This is a genomic window from Cribrihabitans marinus, assembly GCF_900109035.1.
GTDB lineage: Bacteria > Pseudomonadota > Alphaproteobacteria > Rhodobacterales > Rhodobacteraceae > Cribrihabitans > Cribrihabitans marinus.
Genome location: NZ_FNYD01000008.1, coordinates 159,880 through 178,145 on the forward strand (window position 1 = coordinate 159,880; position 18,266 = coordinate 178,145).

Sequence of the window (18,266 nt, forward strand, 5' to 3'; positions counted from 1 at the left end):
CGTCGTGATAGGCTGACCGCCATGAGCGCCAACACGACCAGGCCCGATGGCGGGGATGTGTCCGCCTTCCTGCAGACGGTGACGCCGCCGTCCAAGGCCGCCGAGGCGGCCCGGCTCGACTCACTGTTCCGCCAGGTGACCGGCTTCGCCCCGCTGATGTGGGGGCCGTCAATCGTGGGGTATGGGCGGTATCGATACCGCTATGCGTCCGGGCGCGCGGGTGAGTTCCTCGCCACGGGTTTCAGCCCACGCAAGGCGGCGCATTCGATCTATGTCCTGCCGGGATACACCGATTTCGCGCCGATCCTGGCGCGGCTGGGCAAGCACCGGACAGGGAAATCCTGCCTCTATGTGAACAAGCTGGCGGATATCGACGTGGCGGTCCTGGCCGAGCTGATCCGCGCCGGTCTCAACGACCTTGCGACCCGCTGGACAATCGAGCCGACCTGACCCGCTTCGCTTTTTTCCAAATACTCTCGCCGAAGGCACGCGCGCTTGCGCGCGTCCCAGCCCGCCCGGCCGGCGCCACGCTGGACAATTCGCGGGGCCTGTGACAACAGACGCCCCAACAGGAGACGCCCATGACCACCACCCGTTTCGCCCCGTCGCCCACCGGCTATATCCATGTGGGCAATCTGCGCACAGCGCTGATGAATTGGCTGATCGCCCGCAAGGCCGGCGGCACCTTCATCCTGCGCATCGACGACACCGACCCCGAACGGTCGAAAGAGGAATATGTCGACGCGATCAAGCAGGACCTGGAGTGGCTGGGCCTGACCTGGGACCGGATCGAGCGGCAGTCGCAGCGGCTTGACCGCTATGCCGAGGCCGCGGACAGGCTGCGCGCCGCGGGCCGCTTCTACGAGGCGTTCGAGACGCCCACGGAGCTGGATCTCAAGCGCAAGAAGCAGCTCAACATGGGCCGGCCGCCTGTCTATGACCGCGCCGCGCTGTCACTGTCGGAAGCAGAGAAAGAGGCGCTGCGCGCCGAGCGCGGTGACGGCGTCTGGCGGTTCAAGCTGAAGCACGAGCGGATCGAGTGGGCCGACGGCATCCTGGGCGATGTGTCGATCGACGCGGCCAGCGTCAGCGACCCGGTGCTGATCCGGGGCGACGGGCAGGTGCTCTACACGCTGGCCTCGGTGGTGGACGACACCGAGATGGGGGTGACGGACGTGGTGCGCGGATCGGATCACGTGACCAACACCGCCACACAGATCCAGATCATCGAAGCGCTGGGCGGCACCGCGCCCCGCTTCGCGCATCACTCGCTGCTGACCGGACCGCAGGGCGAGGCGCTGTCCAAGCGCCTCGGCACGCTGGCCTTGCGCGATCTGCGCGACCAGGGCGTGCAGCCGGCGGCGTTGCTCAGCCTGATGGCGCGGCTGGGGTCCGCCGATCCGGTGGAACTGCACGGTGACTTGGCCGAGCTGATCGAAGGGTTCGACGTCACCCGCTTCGGGGCGGCGCCGACCAAGTTCGACGTGAACGACCTGTTTCCGTTGACCGCGCGCTACCTGCAATCGCTGCCGTTTGAGGCGGTGCGCGCAGAGGTGGCTGCACTGGGCGTTCCCGACGCGTTGGCCGAGCCGTTCTGGCTGATGGCGCGCGAGAACATCACCACGCTTCGGGACCTGGACGGCTGGTGGCGGCTCTGCCGCGACGGGGCCGAACCGTTGGTGGCCGACGAGGATCGGGCCTTTGTCGCCGAGGCGATGCGGCTGTTGCCGGAAGGTCCCCATGACGACGCGACCTGGGGTCAATGGACCGCCGCGGTCAAATCCGCCACTGGCCGCAAGGGCAAGGCGCTGTTCATGCCGCTGCGCAAGGCGGTGACCGGGATGGAACGCGGCCCCGAGATGGCGACGCTCCTGCCGCTGATGCAGGTGATCCGGGCGCGCGACCTGGCCTGACGCGATACCGCCCCGGACTTGATCCGGGGCCTCCGGCGCGGGACTGGACAAGAGGCCCCGGATCAAGTCCGGGGCCGGGTCTCAGACCTCCTGCACGATCCGCACACCGATTGCGGCGAGGCGCGCGTCGACCAGCGCGGTCTCGTCGCGCGTCAGCGGCTGGTGGCGCGGGTAGCGCGGTTCCGCGCGGTCGTCGAGGATCGGCGTGTCCCAGCCGTCGGTGGTGTCGATGAACCGGTCGATGCCGGCCTCTCCGAAGACGCGCAGATAGCCCTGCAACACCACGTCGACATAGCTCAGCAGCACCGGGTGGCGGGCGGTCGGGAAACTGTGCCGCGCGGCCGGAACGGCATAGACCGCGATCTCGGCCGGATGCTTGAGGCGATGCGAGACCGCCTGCGTTGCGGTGACCCTGTCATAGGCCCATTCGCGCTCGTCCAGCGCCTGCCAGTCGTCGCCGGGGACATGCGCGATCATGCCGTCGATCTCGGCTCCGGGATCCGGGATCGCGGTGAGGAACGCCACCGGCCGCAGATCGGTGTGACGCCAGGCGCGCCGCCAGCCGCGCAGGCTGGCGGGTTGCGGATCGGGGAAATCGTGCGTGGCGGTGTTCACCAGGCTGCCATAGCCGAAGAAATAGGGCTCTTTGATCATGGGTCTCCTGAGGGGTTTGCGATTGATGTATGTCAAACAGGGTTTTTCGGTCATGTGCAATAAGGTTGCGGACATCACCATGGGGGGAGGCCCATGCGAATCACCAAGCGCACGAACATTGCCGTCCGGCTGTTGATGTATTGTGCCGCCCATCCGGACCGGCTCGTGACCAAGGCCGAGATCGCCGAGGTGTGCAACATCTCGGAAAACCACCTGGCGCAGGTGATCAACCAGCTGGGCCAGCTGCGGATCCTGCACACCCGGCGCGGGCGCAACGGCGGCATGAGCCTGGGCGTGCCGGCCGACCGGATCCGGATCGGCGAGGTGTTCCGCCATGTCGAGGGCGGGCTGCCCATTGCCGAGTGTTTTGCCGATGCCGACAACACCTGTCCGCTGACCAGGGCCTGCCGGCTGCGCGTGGCGCTGCAGGATGCGGCCGAGGCGTTCTATTCCGCGCTGGATGCGATCACGCTGGAGTCGCTGGTCTGCGACAATGTCGACCTGATGAAGATCCTGCGGCCGGTGACCTGCGCCCGCTGAGGCCGCGACGGGTCAGTCCTGCGCCCGCAGGATCCGGGCCGGGCGGGCGGCCAGGGGCGACCAGGCGAACAGCAGGCCCGCGGCCAGTGTCGTCAGCACGCCGCCGGTGACGATGGCGATGGCCGAGGACCAGATCACCGCATAGTCCGTCTCGAAGACGAAGCGGCTGACCGCCCATCCGCCTGCCGCGCCTGCGGCCAGGGCCACCAGGCCCGCCGCCGCGCCCAAGAGGGCCGAGCGCAGGGCGAAGCTGGCCAGAATGCGCTGGCGCGGGGCGCCCAGGGTCTTGAGGATCGCCGCCTCGTAGGTGCGCGCGCCTTCCCCCGCCGCCGCCGCGCCGATCAGCACCATGAACCCAGTCAGGAGGGCCGCCCCAGCGCCCCAGGACGTGGCGGCCGCCACGCCGGCCAGCAGCTCGGCCACCCGGTCGATGGCGTCGCGCACGCGAATGGCCGAGATGTTCGGAAAGCGCGTCGCCAGGTCGCGCAGGATCGCCGCCTCGGCCTGCGGTTCGGCATAGACGGTGGCGATGAAGGTGTGCGGCGCGGCCTGCAGCGCGGCGGGGTTCATCGACAGCACGAAACCCATCCCGGCATCCGAGAAGTCGACCTCGCGGAACGAGGCGATGGTGGCGGTGATGTCGCGGCCGAGGATGTTGATCGTCAGCCTGTCGCCCAGGTCGAGCCCCAGCTCCAGCGCCTCTTCCTCGGCAAAGCTGATCAGCGGCGGGCCGTCATAGTCCGGCCCCCACCAGGTGCCGCGGGTCAGGCGGGTGTTGTCGGGCAATTCGCCGGAATAGGTCAGGCCGCGGTCGCCCTCCAGCACCCAATGCGACCCCGCGACTTCGCGGGCGGGGCGGTCGTTGATCCGGGTGATGACACCGCGCAGCATCGGTGCGGTCTCGACGCGTGACACGGCCGGATCGCCATCCAACCGGGCGCGGAAGTCGGGCATCTGGTCCTTCTGGATGTCGACGAAGAAATACGAGGGCGCCACGTCGGGCAGGTTGCCGGCGATGGTCTGGCGCAGGTTGCCGTCGATCTGCCCGATTGCCGCCAGCACCGAGAGCCCGAGACCCAGCGACAGCACCACAGAGGCGGCGCCCTCGCGCGGGCTGGAGATCGCCGCCAGCGCCCAGCGCAGGGCAGGCCGGCCGCGGGCGGCCGGCGCGGTGCGCCGGGCGAGGGCGCGGATCGCCAGCGCGGCCCCGGCGAGAAGCGTCAGCGCACCGGCCAGTCCACCCGCCGTCCACAAGGTCAGCCGGGCCGAGCCGCTGAACCAGGCCGCCAGCCCGACGAGCAGCGCCAGGCCCAACGCCAGCGCCAGCAGATAGCGCATCGGCGGCAGCAGCCGCGCCGAGGAGAGTGCGTCGCGAAACAGCGTCGCCGCGCGCACTTCCTCGGTCCGGGCCAGCGGCCAGAGCGTGAAGATGATCGCGGTCAGAAGCCCGTAAAGCGCGGCCTCGGCCAGCGGCGCGGGGTAGAGGGCAAAGACCGCCGGCACCGGAAGCCGGGTTTCGATCAGCGGCGCCAGCAGAACCGGCGCCAGCCCGCCCAGCGCAAGGCCCAGCGCGACCCCCAGCAGAGACAGCGCGCCGATCTGCAGGAAATAGGTCTGGAAGATCGTCGCCCGGTCCGCGCCCAGCGTGCGCAGGGTGGCGATGGTGGCGGTCTTGTCGGCCAGGTAGGCGCGCACTGCCGCCGAGACACCGACCCCGCCCACTGCCAGCCCCGAGAGGCCCACGAGGATCAGGAACGCGCCCAGCCGGTTCACGAATTCGGCGATGCCGGGGGCGCCGTTGCGCGCGTCGGTCCAGCGCATGCCGCTTTCCGGCAGCGCGCGCTTGGCCTGTGCGGAGAGGGTGGCGAGGTCCGTGCCGTCGGGCAGGTCCAGGCGATATTTGGTGGAATAGAGCGTTCCGGCGCCAAGCAGTCCCGAATCCGCCAGGCTCTCGGTGCGCGCCAGGGTGCGCGGCCCGAGGCGGAACCCGTCGCCGGCGCTGTCCGGCTCGTGGGTCAGCACCGCCATCATCACGAAATCCTGCGTGCCCAGCCGGAACTGGTCGCCCGCCTGCAGGCCCAGCCGGTCGGCGAGAACCCGCTCCATCACCGCGCCGGGCGTGTCGCCCTCGCCGGCCAGCGCGGTGTCGAGCGGCATCGCCGGGTCGAGCCTGACCTGGCCCACCAGCGGATAGGCCGCGTCCACCGCCTTGACCTGGGTAAGCGCGCGATCGGCTTGCGCATCCTCGCCGGCCACCGCCATCGAACGGAAATCGACCACTTCGGACACCGCACGTGCGTTGCCGGCCATCCAGTCGCGTTCTTCCGGCGTGGCGAAGCGATAGGTGAACTCCATCTCGGCATCGCCGCCCAGAAGCGCCGCGCCGTCGCGCGCCAGTCCGGCCTCGATCGCGGCCCGGACGGACCCGACTGCGGCGATGGCGGCAACACCGAGGGCCAGGCAGGCCAGAAAGATGCGAAACCCGCGCAGCCCGCCACGCAGCTCGCGGCGGGCAAAACGGGCGGCAAGGCGCAGGCTCACTCGGCCGCCTCTTGTGTGGTGTCTGACGCCAACCGACCGTCGCGCAGGCGGATCACCCGGTCGCAGCGGGCGGCCAGGCTGTGCGAGTGGGTGACAAGGACCAGCGTGGCGCCATGCCGGTCACGCAGGCCGAAGAGCAGGTCGATGATCGCGGCGCCGTTGGTTTCATCCAGGTTGCCCGTGGGCTCGTCCGCCAGCAATAGCGCCGGCCGCGGGGCCGAGGCGCGGGCCAGGGCCACCCGCTGCTGTTCGCCGCCCGACAATTGCGCGGGGTAGTGATCGGCCCGATGGTTCAGGCCCACGGTCTCCAGTTCCGCCGCGGCGCGGTCGAACGCGTCGGCGTGGCCGGCCAATTCCAGGGGCGTGGCGACATTCTCGAGCGCGGTCATGGTCGGGATCAGGTGGAAATTCTGGAACACGACGCCCATGCTGTCGCGGCGGAACCGCGCCAGGGCGTCCTCGTCCATCGCGCACAGATCGCGGCCCAGCGCGTGCACCTGACCGCCGGTGGCGCGTTCCAGCCCGCCCATCAGCATCAGGAGCGAGGATTTGCCCGACCCGGACGGGCCGACAAGCCCAAGCGTCTCGCCGCGCTGAACGCTTAGCGTGATGCCATGCAGGATATCGACCCGCCCGGCATTGCCATCCAGGGACAAAGCGGCATCATTGAGGCTGAGAACAGGATCGGTTTCGGTCATCTGTCAGGGATATGGAGCAGTTGCCATGTTGCGCAAGTCGATTCTTGCAGGAACGTTCTTCGTGTTGGCGCAGGCGGCACACGCCGAGCCTGTCGTCATCGCGGCATTGGGGGACTCGCTGACCCAAGGATACGGGCTGGTGGAGCCCGACGGCTTCGTGCCCCAGATGCGTGATTGGCTGGCCGAGCAGGGGGCCGAGGTGCAGCTCATCAACGCCGGCGTTTCGGGCGATACCACCGCCGGCGGCGCGGCGCGGGTGGGCTGGACGCTGACGCCCGAGGTGGATGCGATGATCGTGGCGCTGGGCGGCAACGACCTGCTGCGCGGGATCGCGCCCGAGGTGGCGCGGGCCAACCTGGCCCGGATCCTGGACGCGGCCGAGACGGCCGATGTCGAGGTGCTGCTGGTGGGGATGCAGGCGCCCGGCAACTACGGGCCCGACTACAAGGTCGAGTTCGACGCGATCTATCCGGAGCTGGCGGCGGAGTTCGACACGCTCTATGCCGAGGATTTCTTTGCCGGGCTGGAGGCCGGTGACGATCCGGCGGCGGCGCGCGAGATGATGCAGGCCGACGGTATCCATCCCAATGCCGAAGGCGTCGAGCGGATCGTGGCCGCGCTGGGTCCGCATGTGCTGGAACTGGCCGAACGGGCGGCGGGAGAGTAGAGGCGATGCCGGGCCGCGTGTTCCTGACCACGCCGGTGTCCCGGATCGCCGAGAGCCTGGGCCTGTCGGCGGAGATGGGCGACGATCCGCCCCGCTGGAACATCCAGCCCGGGCAAGAGGTTGCCGTGCTGACGCCGGATGGCCTGATCCGGATGCGCTGGGGCATGATCCCGGTGGGCCGAGTGAACGCGCGCGGCCGGCCGGTTATGGAGACCATCATCAATGCCCGGTCCGAAACCGTGTTCGACAAGAGCGCCTTTGACGGGGTGGGGTTCGCCGCGGTTCCGGTGAACGGCTGGTATGAATGGACCGGCAAGGCCCGCCGCAAGACCGCCTGGCGCATCCGGCCCGCGGATGGTGGTCTGCTGTGGTTCGCGGCCATCACCGATACCTGGGCCGCCCCGGGCGGCCGGCAGGTGCCGCAGGTAGCGACGGTGACCTGTGCGCCGAACGCGGATGTGCAGGACATCCACCACCGCATGGCGGTCATCCTGGAGGCCGCGGATCTGCCCGCCTGGCTGGAGGGCGACACGGACACGCGGCGAAGCCTGTCGCGTCCCTGGCCGGAGGGGCGGCTGGTGATCGAACCGGCGGACGACGTAGACTGGCAGGCGCCCTGAGGGCCAAAAAAAGGCGATGTTATACTTGACGTACCCACTCCAGGCGCCTATATATAAGGGGTAAGGAGAAAAGCCATGTCGATCTTGTCCCGCAAAGAGTTCCACAACGAAGAAGCCGCCTACGAATACGTAGAGGCGCGGGTGTGGCCGCATGGCGCAACTTGCCCCAAGTGCGGCGAAACTGAGCGCGTGTCGAAAATGGGCGGCAAGTCCACTCGGATCGGCGCATACAAGTGCTACAAATGCCGCAAGCCGTTCACCGTGAAGGTCGGGACCATCTTCGAGTCCAGCCACGTCAAGATGCACGTCTGGCTGCAAGCGATCTATCTGATGTGCGCCAGCAAAAAGGGCATCAGCAGCAATCAACTGCACCGCATCCTTGGCGTCACCCTCAAGACTGCATGGTTCATGTCCCACCGCATCCGCGAAGCTATGCGCTCCGGCGATCTCGCGCCCATGGGCGGCGGTGGCGGCGTTGTGGAGGTCGATGAGACCTTTATCGGCAACGACCGCACCAAGAAGCCGCATGGCGTCAAGAAGGGCCGTGGCTACGCACACAAGCACAAGGTTCTGGGCCTCGTGGACCGCGCCACTGGCCGCGCCAAGTCGTTCGTTGTGGACGATGTGAAAGCCAAGACCCTCGTGCCGATCCTGCGCGAGAACATTGCCAAGGAAGCCAGCGTCATGACCGACGAAGCCAGCCAGTACTTCAATCTGAGCAACGACTTCGCCAGCCATGACTTCGTGCGCCACCAGCAAGGCGAATACGGGCGCGGGGAAATCCCCACCAACACCATCGAAGGCTTCTACTCGATCTTCAAGCGCGGGATGAAAGGCGTGTACCAGCATTGCAGCAAGGAACACCTGCACCGCTACATGGCCGAATTTGACTTCCGTTACAGCAACCGTGTCGCCAAGGAAGTTGACGACAAACTGCGGGCTGACATTGCCCTTCTGGGCATCGTCGGCAAGCGGCTCACCTACGAAACGATTGGTAAGTGATGGCAAAGAAGCAAAAGCCAGAAAGCGACGATCAGCAGTACCAAAGGTTTCTGGAAAAGGTCCAGGAAATGGTGGACGCTGGCGAACTAAGCCCCACCGAAGCCGAAGAAAGGTTTGAACGGGCGATGAATGAGATCGCCCGTTCAAAAAGTGACAGTTCATGACTTGATGCCTGAATTGCAGAAGGGATGAGTGGGCTGCATATCCTCCCCCCGGTTTCCCCCACCATCCCGAACCCTCACGATATGATCGAAGGTAATCGAATTGCAGTGAACCGCCGCACCGCAGATGCCGCACTTAAGCGGTGTCTCCATCGCGTTTCGGATAAACGCAGACGATTTTGACGCAGAAGATGCTGATTTCTTCCCTCCCTCAAACTCTGCGCCAGGAGGCGGAACCTCAAGTTGCTTTAGGTGTGCAAACTCTTTCCGAATAGTCAGACGGGGCAGGATTTCGTCGTCGGCGGCACCATCCAACATCTCTGATAAAATTGACCAGTACAGATCAATTATTCTCGGCTGACTTCTCCCGCTGGCACCTAAGCGGCTCATCGTCAGAGACACAAAAGTTCTGTTCCTGAGCAGGTACTTTTCGAATCGCTCTCTATACTTGGTGAATTCCTCTTTCTTTCTCCTCTCCTTTACAAGTTCGGCAAAAGAAACAGTCGCCAAGAAGGCATTCGGCTGAAAGTTTCCAGTCGATGAGTAGCAGTAGACTAGCGGGTGTAGCCCAAGCGACCCGCTATAGTTTGTTGAGATCAATCTCAGGCGCGATTTCACACTCTTCAGAAATGCCAATGTCTCCTGACCATCCTTGTCCTCCGGCAATGGCTCCGGCAGCTTCTTCGCGCTACTGCTGGTCGGCAGTGGGATTTTGTTGCACACGCTGACAAGTTCGTAGACAAACGGAAGCGCACTGTACCCTTGGCCCGCTATTGGAACGTCGGTAGTTGTGACCGGTCCACTGTGGGGCGGATCGTAAAGGATGGAGTTCAGTTCTTCACCTATGCTTTCGATTTCTTCTTGGGTCTCCCTGTCAAAAGAGGACCAATATTTGTGCCCCTTGCCTCCCCGCGCAATACACCGAGCGGCAATTGAGTTCGGAGACCGACGGGTCTGCAAAATACGACGTTCAGTTGGATCAATTGGCTGCGCGGCTTGATTGATTTTGAAGAATGAGTCCTCCGCCGCCTTTGAGTTAGTCGCAGTGACCCATTGTATTTCAACCGAGCCAGTTCCGATCCTACTAACCCATTTCGCTTTCTGCGGGTCGGAAATCTCTTGGTCGATCAACCCCTTAAATTCAGCATAGGATCCAATCTTCTTTCGTACTTGGTCGCGTGTGCGTTTCGCAACACGTTTCTGTTCATCAGTGAGACCGCTGCCAAATCGTGCGTTGGAGGCAGTGCCGTCACCGTAATCGTCGCGAATCCATGCAATAAGCGCGCTGATTCTGTGAGCGCCGTCGATAACGAAAACCTTGTCACCGCTTTGCCAAAGTATCACGGCTGGAATCAGGTGGCCTTCGAGATAGGCCCATACCAAATCGCAGACGGCAGCAGGCGTCCAGTGAGTAGTCTCGCGCTGAAAGTCGGGCTTCCGAAGGCTGCGCTGGAAGAAGCCGGTTTCCTCAAGATCGGACAAACTGATGGTCTCGCGCAGGCGACCTCCGGCACTTCCCGCGGTTGATTCAAAATCCTCCCTCGGTATCAATGCGTCTAAGTTAACATGCGATGCTGCCATAGGTGCCTCAAAAGCGAATGGAGATAGGTTAGTCATTAGCTACCTCACACCACCGGGTACGGCAAGTATAACATCGCCCAAAAAAAGGGGCCGCCCGGCGGGCGGCCCCAATTCGGTTGGATGACCGGGTGGCTTACATCATGCCGCCCATGCCGCCCATGTCGGGCATGCCGCCGCCACCGGCGCCGGCGCTTTCCTTCTGCGGCTTGTCGGCCACCATCGCCTCGGTGGTGATCAGCAGGCCGGCAATCGAGGAGGCGTCCTGCAGCGCGGTGCGCACCACCTTGGCCGGGTCGATGACACCGAAGGCGAACATGTCGCCATACTCTTCGGTCTGGGCGTTGAAGCCGAACTTCAGATCGTCGCTTTCGCGGATCTTGCCGGCCACGACCGACCCGTCGACGCCAGCGTTCTCGGCGATCTGACGCAGGGGCGATTCCAGCGCCTTGCGAACGATGGCGATACCGACATTCTGGTCGCTGTTCTCTCCGGTCAGGCCTTCGAGATGCTTGGCCGCCTGAACCAGCGCGACGCCGCCGCCGACGACGATGCCTTCCTGAACGGCCGCGCGGGTTGCGTTCAGCGCGTCATCGACGCGGTCCTTGCGCTCTTTCACCTCGGTCTCGGTCATGCCGCCCACGCGGATCACGGCCACACCGCCGGCGAGCTTGGCAACCCGCTCCTGCAGCTTCTCGCGGTCGTAGTCGCTGGTGGTTTCCTCGATCTGGGTGCGGATCTGGCTGACACGCGCCTCGATCTCGGATTTCTCGCCGGCACCGTCCACGATGGTGGTCTCGTCCTTGGTGATCTGCACCTTCTTGGCCGAGCCCAGCATGTCCATGGTGACGTTCTCGAGCTTCATGCCCAGGTCTTCGCTGATGACCTGACCGCCGGTCAGGATGGCGATGTCCTGCAGCATGGCCTTGCGGCGATCACCGAAGCCCGGCGCCTTGACGGCCGCGATCTTCAGGCCGCCACGCAGCTTGTTCACCACCAGGGTGGCCAGCGCTTCGCCTTCCACGTCCTCGGCGATGATCAGCAGCGGCTTCTGGCTCTGGATCACCGACTCGAGCAGCGGCACCATCGGCTGCAGCGACGAGAGCTTCTTCTCGTGCAGAAGGATCATGCAGTCGTCCAGCTCGGCAGTCATCTTGTCGGCGTTGGTCACGAAATAGGGCGAAAGATAGCCGCGGTCGAACTGCATGCCCTCGACCACGTCGGTCTCGGTCTCGAGGCCCTTGTTCTCTTCGACGGTGATGACACCCTCGTTGCCGACCTTCTGCATCGCGTCCGCGATCTGACGGCCGATTTCCTTTTCGCCGTTGGCCGAAATGGTGCCGACCTGCGCAACCTCGGCGCTGTCGCTCACGCCGCGCGAGGCGGATTTGATGGCTTCTACGACCTTGGTGGTGGCCAGGTCGATGCCGCGGCGCAGATCCATCGGGTTCATGCCTGCGGCAACCGATTTCATGCCTTCCTTGACGATGGCCTGGGCCAGAACCGTCGCGGTGGTGGTGCCGTCGCCGGCCTCGTCATTGGTGCGCTGGGCAACTTCCTTGACCATCTGCGCGCCCATGTTCTCGAACTTGTCCTCAAGCTCGATTTCCTTGGCGACCGAGACACCGTCCTTGGTGATGCGCGGCGCGCCGAACGACTTGTCCAGCACAACGTTGCGGCCCTTGGGACCCAGGGTCACCTTGACCGCGTCGGCCAGGATGTTGACACCCTTGAGCATCTTGTTTCGGGCATCGGTCTCGAATTTGACGTCCTTAGCAGCCATTTGACTTGCTCCTTGGAATTTCTTGTCGTGTTGAGGTCAGACGAATCTGGGCGTTCAGGCGGCCTTGGCGGCTGCCGAAGCTTCGATGATGCCGAGAATGTCGCTCTCTTTCATGATCAGCAGCTCTTCGCCGTCGACGGTGACCTCGGTGCCCGACCACTTGCCGAACAGGATCTTGTCGCCTTCGGACACGGCCATCTCGATCAGTTCGCCGCTGTCCTTGCGCGCGCCGTCGCCACAGGCGACCACGATGCCTTCGGCGGGCTTTTCCTTGGCGCTGTCGGGAATGATCAGCCCGCCAGCGGTTTTCTCGTCGCTTTCCACGCGGCGCACCAGCACCCGGTCATGAAGAGGTTTGAATGCCATCTTTGCAGCTCCTTGGCTCAAAGTTTGTTTCCCTGTAGGGTCCGCCCAGTCAGCGGCACGGACCGTTGGCACTCAGTGAGTGCGAGTGCCAACGGCGCATAGCTAAGGGCGGATTTCGGGCAAGTCAACGGTCACTTGGCGAAAAATTTCGCAGGTTGGAGCGAGCCGGCTCGGGGCGCGTCAGGCCGACGTATCCTCCCAGCTGTAGGCCCAGTGCGTCAGGCCCGCTCTGCCGGCATCCGTAAGCCCGTAAACCCCGCGTTCGACGCGCTCGAACCAGCCGTAATGATTGTCGGCCATGAGGCGGGTTGCGGCCGCCACGCCGGTGGCCCGGGCCACCGCCGCGCCACGGCAGGCACCATGCCGGGCCAGGTGCGCGGCGCAGCGCAGCGCGTCCTGGCGGTAGGCAGTGACGATCCCGTGCCGGGTCGCGCCGCCGGCGTTGGGATCCCCCTGCAGCCGGTCGAACTCGCGCAGCAGGCGCGCCGTCCGCGCCTTGTTCTTGCGCGGCGCATAGGGGCCGGGATCGCACTGCACCTCGGCCCGGCCATCGGCGCGCACGGTGATCAGGCCCAGGCCCAGCCGGCGGCACAGGGCAAGGTTGTCGCGCAGCGCCCGCCGCGCGGTCCGGCCGGTGGGGCGCGGCACGGCGACATAGACGAGGTCGGTGAGGGCCATCCTGGCGATGGCCTGATGGAAGAGGCCGAGCGAGAACCGGGTCTTGAGCTCGACGATGACCGGCGGTTCGGTGCCGCGCCGGGCCACCACGTCCGCCGCACCGACCTCGCCCTTGACGGTATAGCCCTGGCGTTCCAGCAATGCCTTGACCGGCGGATAAAGGTCCTGCTCGCGCGTCATCACGGCCAGTCTAGACAAGCCCGTGCTTCGCGTCCATTTGTCCGCGATCGGGCCGCGTGACATCCGCGCGGCGGCCCCCTATAAGGCGCGCGAAATCCGCCATAACGCAGGACGCTGACATGACCACGCTTGTTTTCGGACACAAATCCCCCGACACCGATTCCACCGGGTCGCCGATCCTCTGGGCCTGGTATCTCAACGAGATCAAGGGCGAGAAGGCCGAGGCGGTGCTGCTGGGCGAGCCGAATACCGAGGCCGCCTTCATGCTGGGGCGCTGGGATCTGCCCAAGCCCCGCATCGTCGAGGGCATCGAGGACGGCACGCCTTGTGTGGTCGTCGACACCAACAACCCCGCCGAACTGCCCGCCAACATCAACGGCGCCGATCTCCGTGCGATCATCGACCATCACAAGCTGGTCGGCGGGCTGGAGACCAGCGGCCCGATCGACATCACCATCCGTCCGCTGGCCTGCACCGCGACGATCATGGTCGACCTGATGGGCGAGGACGCCAAGCGCATGCCCGACTGGGCCAAGGGGGCGGCGCTGACCTGCATCCTCAGCGACACGCTGGAGTTCCGCTCGCCGACCACCACCCCGCATGACCGCGCCCTGGCCGAGGAGCTGGCGCGCGACCTGGGCCTGGACATCCCCGGCTACGCCGCCGAGATGTTCGCCGCCAAGTCGGACGTGTCGGCGTTTTCGGATGCCGAGCTTCTGCGCATGGACAGCAAGGAATACGAGGTCTCCGGCACGAAGTTCCGCGTCAGCGTCCTCGAGACCACTGCGCCCGGCACCGTGCTGGATCGCAAGGCGTCGTTGATGCAGAGCATGACCGAGGTCGCCGCCGAGGACGGCGTGGATCAGGTTCTGCTGTTCGTGGTCGACATCCTCAACGAGGAGGCGACGCTGCTGGTGCCCAATGATCTGGTGAAGGGCGTCGCCGAAAAGAGCTTTGGCGCCAGTGTCGACGGAGACTCCGTGGTCCTGCCCGGCATCATGAGCCGGAAGAAGCAGATCATCCCGAATCTCAAGGTCTGATCCGGCCTTGTCATGTGGTTCAGGGCGTCCCGATGGGGCGCCCTTTGCATTTGCGGGCTGTGCCGAGGTAGAAGGCCGGAATGGCGTCGCTCCTGATCGTATATCATTCCCGCACAGGCGGAAGCCGGCAGATGGCCGATGCAGCGGCCGAAGCCGCCCGCGCCGAGACCGACACCCGTCTGATGCGGGCGCGGGAGGCCGGCCCCGACGATCTGCTGGCGGCCGATGGCTACCTGTTCTGCGCGCCCGAGAACCTGGCCGCGCTGTCCGGCGAGATGAAGGAGTTCTTCGACCGCTGCTATTACCCGGTGCTGGGCCGGATCGAGGGCCGGGCCTATGCCCAGATGGTCTGCGCGGGATCCGACGGCGAAAACGCCGCCCGCCAGACCGCCCGCATCGCCACCGGCTGGCGGCTGCGCGAGGTGCAGGAGCCGCTGATCATCTGCACCCACGCCCAGACGCAGGAGGCTATTTTGGCCGAGAAGACGATCCCGGATGACGACCTGCGGAAATGTCGCGAGTTGGGGCAGGCGATGGCGGCGGGGCTGGCGATGGGGGCGTTCTGAGCACCTGCGATCAAGCTGATGGCCATTCCCGGCCGGATCGGGCATATCGGCTCCATGCCAGCAACCAGGACCGCACCATGACCCAGATCATCTCTGCCCTTTCCGAGGTTTCCGACCGTTACAAGGCGCTTTTTGTCGATCTCTGGGGGTGCGTGCACAACGGGATCATGGCCTATCCCGAGGCTGTTGCGGCGCTGCAGGCCTATCGGGCTGCGGGTGGTGTGGTGGTGCTGGTCACCAACTCGCCCAAGCCGCGGGCGGGCGTGGGCCAGCAACTGGCCGGTTTCGGCGTGCCGAAGGACGCCTATGACACGATCGCCACCAGCGGCGACAGCGCGCGGGCGGCGATGTTCCGCGGCGCGGTGGGCAGCCGTGTCTGGTTCATGGGCGAGTGGGAGCGTGATGCCGGGTTCTTCGAGCCGCTCAGCATTCTGGACGATCCCGTCGACATTCGGCGCGTACCGCTGGAAGAGGCGGAAGGCATCGTCTGCTGCGGGCCGTTCGACCCGCTGAAGGATCCGGCCGAGAACCGGCCGCAATTCCTCTATGCCAAGCAGAAGGGCCTGAAACTTCTCTGCGCGAACCCCGATATCGTCGTCGATCGCGGCGACGTGCGCGAGTGGTGCGCCGGGGCCCTGGCGCGGCTCTATACCGAGATGGGCGGCGAGTCGCTCTATTTCGGAAAGCCGCATCCGCCGATCTATGACCTGGCCCGTCGGCGGCTGGTCGGTCTGGACCTGGATATCCGCGATGGCGAGATCCTGGCGATCGGCGACGGCATCCACACCGACATCGCCGGGGCGATGGGCGAGGGGATCGATTCGCTGTTCATCACGGGCGGGCTGGCCGCGTCCGAGACCAAAACCGACCGCGATCCGGACCCGGACGCGCTAAACACCTACCTGGAAAAGGAAATGGCGGCTCCGACCTACTCCATAGGACAGCTCCGCTGACTTAAAACAGCTTGATTTTCTGCGCTTGCAAAGTAATAAAGTTTCCCAATGGATAACTTGAGGGACGCAATATTACCCTCCGACGCAAGACAGAGGCTTGAAATGTTGGACAACCTGCCGCGCGGAACGATCTGCATAGAAGATATCGAGATGGGCATGTCGCGCGATCTGCGCAAGCAGGTGACGGATTCCGACATCGAGATGTTCGCGACGGTGTCCACCGACCGCAACCCGGTGCATCTGGACGACGATTACGCGCAGGATACGATCTTCGAGGGTCGGATCGCGCACGGGATGCTGACCGCCGGCCTGATCTCGGCGGTGATCGGCGAGCAACTGCCGGGTCACGGCACGGTCTATTTGGGCCAGACGCTGAAATTCCTGGGCCCCGTGCGCCCCGGTGACATGGTCTATGCCGAGGTCAGGGTCACGGATATCGACATCGCGAAGCGCCGCGTCAAGCTGGATTGCCATTGCGCAGTCGAAGGCAAGAAGGTGCTGGTCGGAGAGGCCACGGTGCTGGCCCCGTCGCGCAAATTCGACTGAACGCAGCTTCGGCCAAACAGGGATGGCAGGCCCGGGACCGAGCCTGCCGAAAGGATCCTAGATCAGTTCGATATTCGCCGCCGACTCGCGACCGTCGCGGCCGGCCTGCAGCTCGTAGTTCACCTTCTGATTGTCGGCGAGGCCGGTCAGGCCGGAGCGCTCGACCGCGGAAATGTGAACGAATACGTCCTTGCCGCCCTCATCGGGCGCGATGAAGCCGTAGCCTTTGGTGGTGTTGAACCATTTCACGGTACCCTTGGCCATCGTCTCTCTCTCCTCTCAGGGTCTGCCCGCGGGATGCGGCAGGTCGGCTCAGTCAGTGCAAAATCGAGAACTGAGCCGTGGCAGGAGCAGTGTGGTCGATAGCTTAACGTCGCGGGAACAAAATTGGATTCTTGCCGCGAGTCGCGCAAGAGAAAATTCGTTCGGGTCTATTCTCGGGCTTCCAGCGCCGCAAGTTCCGCCAGCGAATAGCGCGCGGCGATCTCGCCATCATCGCCGGGGCGGAAGGCGGGATCCTGCGGCAGACAGCCCGGACCGCAGAGTTGCACCGCCACCATGACTTTGCTGTCGATATACCACAGCCGCCCGCCCGGCGTGGCGACATAGCCGTTCACGCCCTCGCGCCGGTCGCTTTCCAGGTCGATGACCGACGGGAATTCCGCCGGAACCCCGGGATCGTAGGTGCCGTGCGTGTGCATGGACGCGATCATCTCGACATCTTCGTCCGGCATGATCGGGGTACACCCGTCATGGCCGCCGCGCTGCATCGTGGTGAAGACCAACTGCCGGTCGCGGGTCTGCCCGAGATAGCCGCAGTATTCGAAGCCGGTGGCGAAGGTCAATTGCTGGATCGGTTCGAGCCGCGCGATGACCGCATCTATCTCGGAGCGGTCGGGCAGCGTGGGATCGGCACAGGCCGCGGCGGCGGCAAGGGCCAGCACCATTGCGCCGGTGATGCCGCGCCTCACGCGCCGCGGCGCTGTCACAGCACAGTCACCACCGTTCCGACCGGGACCCGCTGGTACAGATCGACCACATGCGAATTGAGCATCCGGATGCAGCCATTCGACACCGCGCGCCCGATGGTCTCGGGCTGTGTGGTTCCGTGGATGCGGAAATAGGTGTCGACGCCGTTCTGGAACAGGTAGAGCGCCCGCGCGCCCAGCGGATTGCCGGGTCCGCCCGGTTGCACATAGTCGTTGTCGATGAATTTCCCGTAGAGATGGGGGTCGCGCTCGATCATCTCGTCGGTGGGCCGCCATGTGGGCCATTCCTTCTTGACGTCGATCGTCGCCCGGCCGGTGAATTCCAGCCCGGCCTTGCCGACGCCGCAGCCGTAGCGGATCGCCTTGCGCGGTTCGGTCACGAAATAGAGGTAGAAGGAGCGCGGCAGGACCAGCAACTCACCCGGCAGAAAGTCCTTCTTGATGCGCACGTATTGCGGGGTGGGATCGAAGGGTTCGGCGGTATCGGCAAGCGCCATCCGCGGCAGGGCAGAGGCCCCGGCAGCGGCGGCGATAAAGGAACGGCGCGAAATCATGGGCGGCCTCGTCTGTATTTTCAATCGGTTCGCACAAATCTGATCCTTGGCGTGCCTACGGTCAATAGCACGGGGAATCCCCCGCGCCAGGTGTGGCGGGGCATCATCTGTGCGACCCGGGGCGAACTGGACCGGGCGATCCCGTTCCGCAGAAGGGTTGCAGACGCCGCGCCGCATTTGGCACAGAGCACTGATCCGGACGCCATCTCGCACGGGGTGGCTGTCGGTGCCGGGCGC

At 65.2% G+C, this 18,266-nt stretch carries 21 protein-coding genes; 11 read left to right on the forward strand and 10 right to left on the reverse strand.

Going from position 1 to position 18,266, the window contains the following annotated elements:
- Nucleotides 1-21 precede the first annotated feature (21 nt).
- Both BMX57_RS14390 and gltX read left to right on the forward strand, forming a co-directional pair.
- A complete protein-coding gene (locus BMX57_RS14390) occupies nt 22-450 on the forward strand; it encodes a DUF1801 domain-containing protein (RefSeq protein WP_092368471.1) in 429 nt (142 codons plus the stop codon).
- Nucleotides 451-581: 131 nt separating this feature from the next.
- Entirely contained in the window at nt 582-1,913 is a 1,332-nt protein-coding gene (gltX, locus tag BMX57_RS14395; protein ID WP_092368474.1) for a glutamate--tRNA ligase, read from the forward strand.
- 81 nt (nt 1,914-1,994) lie between these two features.
- Here the strand turns inward: gltX and BMX57_RS14400 are convergent, their stop codons facing one another.
- Nucleotides 1,995-2,564 carry a gamma-glutamylcyclotransferase family protein gene (locus BMX57_RS14400; protein ID WP_092368831.1) on the reverse strand — a complete coding sequence of 190 codons (570 nt, stop codon included), beginning with the start codon at nt 2,562-2,564 and terminating at the stop codon, nt 1,995-1,997.
- A gap of 96 nt (nt 2,565-2,660) precedes the next feature.
- Here BMX57_RS14400 and BMX57_RS14405 point away from each other — a divergent pair, with 96 nt between their 5' ends.
- Nucleotides 2,661-3,107 (forward strand): RrF2 family transcriptional regulator, encoded by a 447-nt coding sequence (locus BMX57_RS14405; protein WP_092368477.1) that lies wholly within the window; start codon nt 2,661-2,663, stop codon nt 3,105-3,107.
- A gap of 12 nt (nt 3,108-3,119) precedes the next feature.
- On the opposite strand, the gene BMX57_RS14410 is transcribed toward BMX57_RS14405, so the two are convergent.
- Nucleotides 3,120-5,648, reverse strand: coding sequence for an ABC transporter permease (locus BMX57_RS14410; RefSeq protein WP_092368480.1), 2,529 nt, complete (start codon nt 5,646-5,648; stop codon nt 3,120-3,122).
- The gene (locus BMX57_RS14415; protein ID WP_092368483.1) at nt 5,645-6,346 is read right to left on the reverse strand and encodes an ABC transporter ATP-binding protein; all 702 of its coding nucleotides are present in this window, start codon (nt 6,344-6,346) and stop codon (nt 5,645-5,647) included. Before BMX57_RS14415 ends, BMX57_RS14410 begins: the two co-directional genes overlap by 4 nt.
- A gap of 25 nt (nt 6,347-6,371) precedes the next feature.
- Between BMX57_RS14415 and BMX57_RS14420 the strand changes: the two genes are divergently transcribed.
- From BMX57_RS14420 to BMX57_RS20710, 4 genes are all read left to right on the forward strand, one after another.
- Nucleotides 6,372-7,013 (forward strand): arylesterase, encoded by a 642-nt coding sequence (locus BMX57_RS14420; RefSeq protein ID WP_092368486.1) that lies wholly within the window; start codon nt 6,372-6,374, stop codon nt 7,011-7,013.
- Between the two features lie 5 nt (nt 7,014-7,018).
- On the forward strand, nt 7,019-7,633 hold the full coding sequence (locus tag BMX57_RS14425; RefSeq protein ID WP_092368489.1) for an SOS response-associated peptidase: 615 nt from the start codon (nt 7,019-7,021) through the stop codon (nt 7,631-7,633).
- Between the two features lie 75 nt (nt 7,634-7,708).
- Complete coding sequence (locus BMX57_RS14430; protein ID WP_092368492.1) at nt 7,709-8,635, forward strand: IS1595 family transposase; 927 nt, start codon at nt 7,709-7,711, stop codon at nt 8,633-8,635.
- Nucleotides 8,635-8,799: a hypothetical protein gene (locus BMX57_RS20710; RefSeq protein ID WP_177175464.1), complete on the forward strand. Its 165-nt coding sequence runs from the start codon at nt 8,635-8,637 to the stop codon at nt 8,797-8,799. Before BMX57_RS14430 ends, BMX57_RS20710 begins: the two co-directional genes overlap by 1 nt.
- Here the strand turns inward: BMX57_RS20710 and BMX57_RS14435 are convergent.
- The 4 genes from BMX57_RS14435 to BMX57_RS14450 form a co-directional block, all read right to left on the reverse strand.
- Nucleotides 8,794-10,377 (reverse strand): HNH endonuclease signature motif containing protein, encoded by a 1,584-nt coding sequence (locus BMX57_RS14435; protein WP_177175465.1) that lies wholly within the window; start codon nt 10,375-10,377, stop codon nt 8,794-8,796. The genes BMX57_RS20710 and BMX57_RS14435 overlap by 6 nt on opposite strands.
- 133 nt (nt 10,378-10,510) lie before the next feature.
- Nucleotides 10,511-12,157 carry a chaperonin GroEL gene (groL, locus tag BMX57_RS14440; protein ID WP_092368498.1) on the reverse strand — a complete coding sequence of 549 codons (1,647 nt, stop codon included), beginning with the start codon at nt 12,155-12,157 and terminating at the stop codon, nt 10,511-10,513.
- Between the two features lie 54 nt (nt 12,158-12,211).
- Nucleotides 12,212-12,523: a co-chaperone GroES gene (locus tag BMX57_RS14445; protein ID WP_092368501.1), complete on the reverse strand. Its 312-nt coding sequence runs from the start codon at nt 12,521-12,523 to the stop codon at nt 12,212-12,214.
- Nucleotides 12,524-12,703: 180 nt separating this feature from the next.
- Nucleotides 12,704-13,381, reverse strand: coding sequence for a DUF2161 domain-containing phosphodiesterase (locus BMX57_RS14450; RefSeq protein ID WP_092368504.1), 678 nt, complete (start codon nt 13,379-13,381; stop codon nt 12,704-12,706).
- Between the two features lie 119 nt (nt 13,382-13,500).
- Between BMX57_RS14450 and BMX57_RS14455 the strand changes: the two genes are divergently transcribed.
- The 4 genes from BMX57_RS14455 to BMX57_RS14470 all read left to right on the forward strand — a co-directional run bounded on the left by BMX57_RS14455 (nt 13,501) and on the right by BMX57_RS14470 (nt 16,486).
- Nucleotides 13,501-14,421: a manganese-dependent inorganic pyrophosphatase gene (locus BMX57_RS14455; RefSeq protein WP_092368507.1), complete on the forward strand. Its 921-nt coding sequence runs from the start codon at nt 13,501-13,503 to the stop codon at nt 14,419-14,421.
- A gap of 80 nt (nt 14,422-14,501) precedes the next feature.
- Nucleotides 14,502-14,987 carry a flavodoxin family protein gene (locus BMX57_RS14460; protein ID WP_092368510.1) on the forward strand — a complete coding sequence of 162 codons (486 nt, stop codon included), beginning with the start codon at nt 14,502-14,504 and terminating at the stop codon, nt 14,985-14,987.
- Nucleotides 14,988-15,064: 77 nt separating this feature from the next.
- Nucleotides 15,065-15,940: a TIGR01459 family HAD-type hydrolase gene (locus tag BMX57_RS14465; protein WP_092368513.1), complete on the forward strand. Its 876-nt coding sequence runs from the start codon at nt 15,065-15,067 to the stop codon at nt 15,938-15,940.
- Between the two features lie 102 nt (nt 15,941-16,042).
- Nucleotides 16,043-16,486 (forward strand): MaoC family dehydratase, encoded by a 444-nt coding sequence (locus BMX57_RS14470; RefSeq protein WP_092368516.1) that lies wholly within the window; start codon nt 16,043-16,045, stop codon nt 16,484-16,486.
- Between the two features lie 57 nt (nt 16,487-16,543).
- Here the strand turns inward: BMX57_RS14470 and BMX57_RS14475 are convergent, their stop codons facing one another.
- The 3 genes from BMX57_RS14475 to BMX57_RS14485 all read right to left on the reverse strand — a co-directional run bounded on the left by BMX57_RS14475 (nt 16,544) and on the right by BMX57_RS14485 (nt 18,029).
- Complete coding sequence (locus tag BMX57_RS14475) at nt 16,544-16,750, reverse strand: cold-shock protein (protein ID WP_092368519.1); 207 nt, start codon at nt 16,748-16,750, stop codon at nt 16,544-16,546.
- Nucleotides 16,751-16,917: 167 nt separating this feature from the next.
- Nucleotides 16,918-17,457, reverse strand: a complete 540-nt coding sequence (locus tag BMX57_RS14480) for a DUF4329 domain-containing protein (protein ID WP_143057924.1) — start codon at nt 17,455-17,457, stop codon at nt 16,918-16,920.
- A 14-nt stretch (nt 17,458-17,471) separates the two neighbouring features.
- Entirely contained in the window at nt 17,472-18,029 is a 558-nt protein-coding gene (locus BMX57_RS14485; protein ID WP_092368525.1) for a L,D-transpeptidase, read from the reverse strand.
- Nucleotides 18,030-18,266 lie beyond the last annotated feature (237 nt).